This is a genomic window from Candidatus Neomarinimicrobiota bacterium (assembly GCA_041862535.1).
GTDB lineage: Bacteria > Fidelibacterota > Marinisomatia > SCGC-AAA003-L08 > TS1B11.
The window spans coordinates 1-6,414 of record JBGVTM010000027.1; the positions used below are offsets into that span (position 1 = coordinate 1).

7 protein-coding genes are annotated in these 6,414 nt (G+C 53.8%); all 7 read left to right on the forward strand.

Features of this window, described 5'->3' with window-relative positions:
• Window positions 1–1,239 (forward strand): hypothetical protein (locus ACETWG_01020; protein ID MFB0515169.1); only part of this gene is annotated, 1,239 nt, incomplete at its 5' end.
• A complete protein-coding gene (locus ACETWG_01025) occupies window positions 1,236–2,477 on the forward strand; it encodes a hypothetical protein (protein ID MFB0515170.1) in 1,242 nt (413 codons plus the stop codon). The genes ACETWG_01020 and ACETWG_01025, both read left to right, overlap by 4 nt.
• A 53-nt stretch (window positions 2,478–2,530) precedes the next feature.
• Window positions 2,531–3,748 carry a tetratricopeptide repeat protein gene (locus ACETWG_01030; protein ID MFB0515171.1) on the forward strand — a complete coding sequence of 406 codons (1,218 nt, stop codon included), beginning with the start codon at window positions 2,531–2,533 and terminating at the stop codon, window positions 3,746–3,748.
• A 117-nt stretch (window positions 3,749–3,865) separates the two neighbouring features.
• Entirely contained in the window at window positions 3,866–5,161 is a 1,296-nt protein-coding gene (gene glyA, locus ACETWG_01035; protein ID MFB0515172.1) for a serine hydroxymethyltransferase, read from the forward strand.
• A 4-nt stretch (window positions 5,162–5,165) separates the two neighbouring features.
• A complete protein-coding gene (gene nrdR, locus ACETWG_01040) occupies window positions 5,166–5,615 on the forward strand; it encodes a transcriptional regulator NrdR (protein MFB0515173.1) in 450 nt (149 codons plus the stop codon).
• Window positions 5,616–5,686: 71 nt separating this feature from the next.
• Entirely contained in the window at window positions 5,687–5,872 is a 186-nt protein-coding gene (locus tag ACETWG_01045) for a Trm112 family protein (GenBank protein ID MFB0515174.1), read from the forward strand.
• 205 nt (window positions 5,873–6,077) lie between these two features.
• Window positions 6,078–6,414: hypothetical protein (locus ACETWG_01050; protein ID MFB0515175.1), on the forward strand; the 337-nt coding region annotated here is incomplete at its 3' end.

The window sequence follows — 6,414 nt, forward strand, 5'->3', positions numbered from 1 at the left end:
ATCATGATCGGGCAGCGCTGCTCCCACGTCCGGTGGGCGTGGCTGGGCACCATAACAGCAGCAGTGGGACTGGTTCTGACTTTGAGCCGTTGCGAGCAGAAGCTGATCATCGCACCCCTTCCGGGCAGCCAGTGGACGCTGGAACCGGAGGTGATCGATTCCATGGTGGTCAGGCCACTTTACCGCACGCCTTACCACGGTAACAGCCTTACCCTGTATGCTGGCTTTACCGATGCCCGGGAATCGGGTATCCTCATCAAGTTCGCCAGTGTCGATACCTCCAGGTTTGACAGTTTGAAAGCGGCCCGACTCGTCCTCATTCGCCGGACGGTCGCCGATGAGCTGCCGGAGCCCAGCGCCAGCTTTAAGCTTTCCGTTATCGATGAGCCGGACACGGCCTGGACCGAATCAGATACCGGTTTGACGCTGTCCGAATTCCCCAATCTGATCCTCCCCAAGATTTCGTCCCTGGTCGTTGGTACGGTAACTGTCGGCTTACGCTATCAGGCCAGCGACTCGGTCATGGAGCACCTGGCGTTCCCGGTTGATTCCCTGTTGTTGTTGCAGTGGGCCGCTGGAGTAAGGGCCAATAATGGTTTTCTCATCCGGCAAGAAAATCAGGGGAGGATGGCTGGCTTCTATTCCTGGAGCAGCGATAATTTTCCACCCTATCTGGCCCTGCTTTTTAAAGATACCACGAGTACTGGTGGGGATACCGTTGTCACCCAGTATTATCTGCCTGCGGGTGATCTCAGCATCTACCCGACGGCTGACTTTGTACCAGGTCTGGACGACGGATCAGCTCATCTTGATTACAGCAACGGAATCCGCACTCTCATCGACTTCGATCCCTATCTTGATGTCGACACAACCAGTATGGTTGCTGGCGCTCGCCTTGTCCTGCGTGTGAATGAGGAGGCCTCCGAGCTCTTCGCCGAACGGATGGATCTCCGGGTTCTACGACGGGCTAGGCCGGAAGCTGAAGGGGATTCCTTAGTGATTCTGATCGAGAGATTAACCTACTCCACGGAGTCTGATAGCCTGATCCTGAAACTGGGGAGCTTCGTCTCAGCCCTGGCTATCGGAGCCATTGATAATTATGGTTTGGACCTGGTGGTTCTCCCAATTAATTACGACTTTGACCATCTTGTCTTCTGGGGTCTGGAAGCGCCTTCTGAGAGTCTCAAACCGCGCCTGGAGATCATGTATAGCCGCCCCTATGTGGAGGCCCCTTTATGAAACGATCAGCATGCATGCGGGGTGCCATCCTTCTGTTGGCGCTAATCAGATTGGCTGAAGCCCAATCAAGTCTGGAGCTGGTCGGCTTTGGGCTGTGGCAATCTCCCGCCGATGTCGTGAGTCAAGGTATAGGCGATATCACCACTGTCCCCTATGGACCTCAGGGATGGCTTTATGCGGCACCGTCCACGTGGCACTACATCCGGGCGACTCAGCTGCATGCTTCCTTGAAGGCCAGCCGGTCGCAGCTGGGCGATTTAGGCCCCTATGACAGAGTGGAGCCCCAAAATTTACAGTTTCTAATTCACGTTAACCGACGCACCGGCTACAGCATCGGCATCCAGCCGGTAAGTCGAGTGGATATCAGCATCAAGGATACTAGCGGCGTGTTCGATCTATCCCCGGACACTCTGCGGTATACACAAAGCCGGTCTTCCGTAGGCGGGCTGTCCGCCTTCCGCATCGGTGTATCCCGGCGAATCGGATCGGCTGTTTCACTGGGTGTGGTGCTTAATGTACTGTTTGGTACCTTGACTCAGAGGGACACACTCGAATTCCTCTCCAACGGCCAGCGGGAGGACCTGCTTTCGGGCATGATAGCTGAGCGCAGGCTCGAGTTCAACGGTCAGATGCTCGATTTGAGCCTGTTGGCTGTTTTTCCACCTGAATCCGAAGGGCAGGTAGGGATTCGAATTGTCCTGCCGCTTTATCTGAAGTTGACAGATATTCGGACCTACTTGAACCAACCGAGTCCTGACCCGCTCCGCTATGATGGTGTCGGTATACCAACTTCTTGTGCTGTCGGTTACGGTGTAAATTTTGCCAGGAAACATCGTATCCTGGCGGAGATAGGCCTCTCGCAATTACGGCAGACGCAAAAGAACGACTTGGCTTTCGGTAGGTACTTGAAGGCTACCCGTTCGTTACGGTTGGGTTGGGCTCGTACCCCTAGTGGTGAGGAATTATTCAATTTGGGGCGCTTATATTATCGCGTGGGATTTTACTGGATGGATTATTATCTTCATGGCTTGAATAATAGCCCTTTGGCTGAAGTTGCATTTACCGCCGGTCTTGGCTACCAAACGCCTAGGTTCGGCCACTGGGTGGATGTATCGTTTCAGATGGGGCGGCGTGAAAGTCTGCTGCCGGGTATACAGTTTGAGAAATTTTATCGTGTATCTGTGGGAGTGACCACTGCCGAATTATGGTTCATTCGACCAAAGAAAAAATGGGATTGACCACTGTGAAACCATTTAATAATACTACTACTCGTTTGTTGGCATTCTGCTGGATGGCTGTAGCAATCATAACAGTCCAGATGTGTATACCTCCCCCCGTTGAAGAGGAAGGACCGGCACTGACGGAAGAGGAGCTAAGGCGACGCCAGAGAGAATGTGACATTGCTCTATCCAATGCCTGGGAGTATTATAAGAATAGAGAGTTCGAGGCGTCGGTAAGGAATTATCATAAGCTGGTGTACCTGGGCTGCGGGGGAGATCAGGCCGAGTCGGTGTATCTCTATTTTGGGCGGGCTTATATCGAGCTGGGCTACCTGGACAGCGCTGTCTGGGCCTTCAAGCAGGGATTGAGGTATATACCTGAAGATAAGAATCTCCTTGAGATTATCGCCTATGCTTTGGGACGACAGGGGAATATCACCGAGCAGATCTATTACTACGAGCGATACATTGAAGTTGACCCAACTAATTCCGAGATTTTTGCCACGCTTACCGACTTGCTCAAGCAAGAGGGGCGGTATGATGACCTCATCGTAAACCTGCAAAAATGGCTTGAGTTGGAGCCCAACAACCCTCGTGCTCAAACCGATCTCATCGCCGCTTATGAAATGGCTGGCAAAGATCCATTGGCCTTCATGCGTCAGCGCTGGGAGGATAATCCATCCAATGCTCAGTGGGGGATAGACTACGCGCGGAAACTGGTGGAGAACCTGGACTATGCTATGGCCTACCGCGTGTTGGAAGGGGTTATCCAGCGCACGCCCACCGCCCGGGGCGCCTACGAACTGCTGGCCAACGCCGCCCTGGACGAAGGTGATGTCGACCGGGCCATATCCGCCCTGGAGCGCCTGTTTGAGTTGAATCGCACCGATGAAAAGACGGCTCTGGAGCTTTCCCGGGCCTATCTGAGAAAAGAGGATTACCCTCAGGCGCTAGCATGGGCGGAGACCGCTTTGGGAGTCGCCACCAACGGCGGTGAAGCCTTGTATGTACGGGCGGAGGTGTATTACAATGCCGCTGACGATTGTATGAGCAGGTCGGAAAGCGGAGCACCCAATTTCCAGGATAAGCTGGTCTTCCAGATGGCTTATGAGGATTATAAAGCCGCCGTCGAAAAAGGTTACCGCCGGGCCCGAACCCGGGCTGATTTCCTGGAAAAGAACTTGATCCCCACCAAAGGCGATTGGTTTCTGCAGCAGGCTGACATTCGAGTATTTAAGCCGCAAGGGGAATGCTATAGCTGGATCACACGGACTGTTAGGAGACCATAGCTCCACTTTGAGCTACCAGTGTGAAGGTGGCATCGCTCATTTATTGGATGACGGGTGTGCCAGCAGCGGGATTCGTTTTCATTTCTTCTATCTACAATCCCCTGAGACACCAACTATATGAACATCGATACTGTCCGTAAGCAAGACCCTGAGCTGTTTGCCGCTCTGGAAGGTGAACTAAGCCGGGAACGCAACACCCTGGAGCTGATTGCATCGGAGAATTTCACCAGTCGGGCGGTGCTGGAAGCGGCCGGGACGGTGCTGACGAACAAGTATGCGGAAGGCTATCCCGGGAAGCGTTACTACGGTGGCTGCGAGTACGTGGACCAGGCGGAGGAGCTGGCCAGACAGCGAGCACGAAAGCTATTCCGGTGTGAATATGCTAATGTCCAGCCCCATTCCGGCAGCCAGGCCAACATGGGGGTGTACTTCACCGTCCTTAAGCCGGGGGATACCATGATGGGGCTTGATTTAGCTCATGGTGGTCACCTCACCCACGGCAGTCCGGTGAATTTTTCAGGTAAGCTCTACAACATTGTATCCTACGGTGTCTCCCGGGAAACGGGGCGGGTAGATTTTGCCGCAGTCCGGCGCCTGGCCCGTGAGCACCGTCCGAAGCTCATTGTCTGCGGCGGAAGTGCCTATCCCCGCTGCATTGAATTCGAACAGTTCCAGGAAGTGGCCGGTGAAGTGAATGCGCTGCTTCTGGCTGACATCGCCCATCCGGCGGGCTTGGTAGCCACTGGTTATCACCCGTCGCCCTGGCCTTTCTGTGACTTTGTGACCTCTACGACCCATAAGACCCTGCGAGGCCCCCGGGGCGGCTTGATTCTCATGGAGGAGGATCGGGAAAATCCCTGGGGTGTCATAGCATCCAAGAGCGGGCGGGTAAAGCGGATTGGTGAACTGTTGGATGGTACCCTGATGCCGGGGATTCAGGGGGGCCCCCTCATGCATATCATTGCCGCCAAAGCAGTGGCTTTCGGTGAAGCCCTGAAACCGGAGTTCAAGGAATATTGCGGACAAATCGTGCGAAATGCCGTCCAACTGGCCGAGAGTTTCCTGGAACTGGGCTACCAGCTGGTTTCCGGTGGTACGGACACCCACCTTATCCTGGTGGATTTGAGCGACCGGGAGCTGTCCGGGAAAGCGGCGGAGAACGCTTTAGAGGCTGCTGGCTTGACAGTGAACAAGAACATGGTCCCCTTTGATCAGCGTAGCCCGATGGTCACCAGCGGTATCCGGATTGGCACACCCGCGGTAACTACTCGGGGTATGAAGGAGGAGGAAATGCGCCGCATTGCAGGACTCATTGATCGTGTACTCCGCAATCCTGAAAATGAGCCCACCCGCAGTACTGTGAAGCGTGAAGTGCAGGAAATGTGCCGGCAATTCCCTTTATACCAGGCCTAAGAACATGAACTGCCCCTACTGCCAGTCTGAAGAGAGCAAGGTGGTGGACAGCCGGACCGTCAGTCGCGATGGTTCCATTCGCCGCCGCCGGGAATGTCTCGATTGTCACAGTCGCTACACAACCTATGAATACGTGGTCAGGCATCCGTTGCTCGTGGTCAAAAAAAATGGCCAACGGGTGGAGTACGAACGCCAGCGTATCGAACGGAGTATTCGTATTGCCTGCAACAAACGGCCCGTGTCCGCCGAGCAGATTATGGATGCTACGGCCCGGGTTCACAAGCGGATTGAGGAGCTGGGCCAGGCGGAGGTCACCTCGGCCCAAATTGGAGATCTGGTTATGGAAATCCTGCGACAGCTGGATAAGGTGGCCTATATTCGGTTTGCCTCGGTCTATCGGGCATTCGAGGATATCGGGGAATTCCAGGCCGAGATCGAGCAGCTCCAGAAATAGGACTCCCGATGCTGGCGTTGCCTGGAACAAAAGAATCAAGAAAGCATATTGTATACCGATAAGGACTTTAAATGGCCCTCTCACAAGAACTGTTGGACATCCTGGTCTGCCCCAAGTGCAAAGGTCAGTTGGAATATCAGGAAGAGAAGGAAAGGCTTGTTTGCCCAGCCTGCCGCCTGGCTTATCCGATAGAAGACGATGTGCCCATCATGTTAATTGATCAAGCCCACAACCTGGATGAGTATGAGAGCGGTTAACTTGACAAACTAAAACAATTAACCTTATATTGAGATAATTAAATGGAGGATCGTAATCAGCGTCGTTTAGCTAGCAGCTCATTAATGCAGCGGCCGAAGATGGTCGCAATGTTAAGGTGGCTATATTTTATATAGCCTGTTACAGTGTTATAGTACAGGCATAGAAGAGATTTTTGATTTATAAGCTCAAGAGGGACCTGATTAAATGAAACGACTGACGCTGATTCTTTTATCTGCTTTACTCTTTCAAGGCGCCGTTCGGGCCCAGAGCGCTTCCGCGATATTTCTGCTCATCGCCCCTGGCGCTACTGCCGGTGGCACGGGCGAAGCCCAGGTGGCTGCCGCAACCGATGCCTACGCCAGCTACTGGAATCCGGCTGCTCTAGCTTTCTTACCCCAACGTGAGGTGGTCTATCAACGTGCCGGCTGGCTGCCGAATCTGGCCGATGATATGGTTTATAATTATTTAGGGCTTCGGCATAATGTACCTGGAGTGGGTACTTTTGGCGGCCACGTGATCTATCTGGACCTTGGCGAGCAAA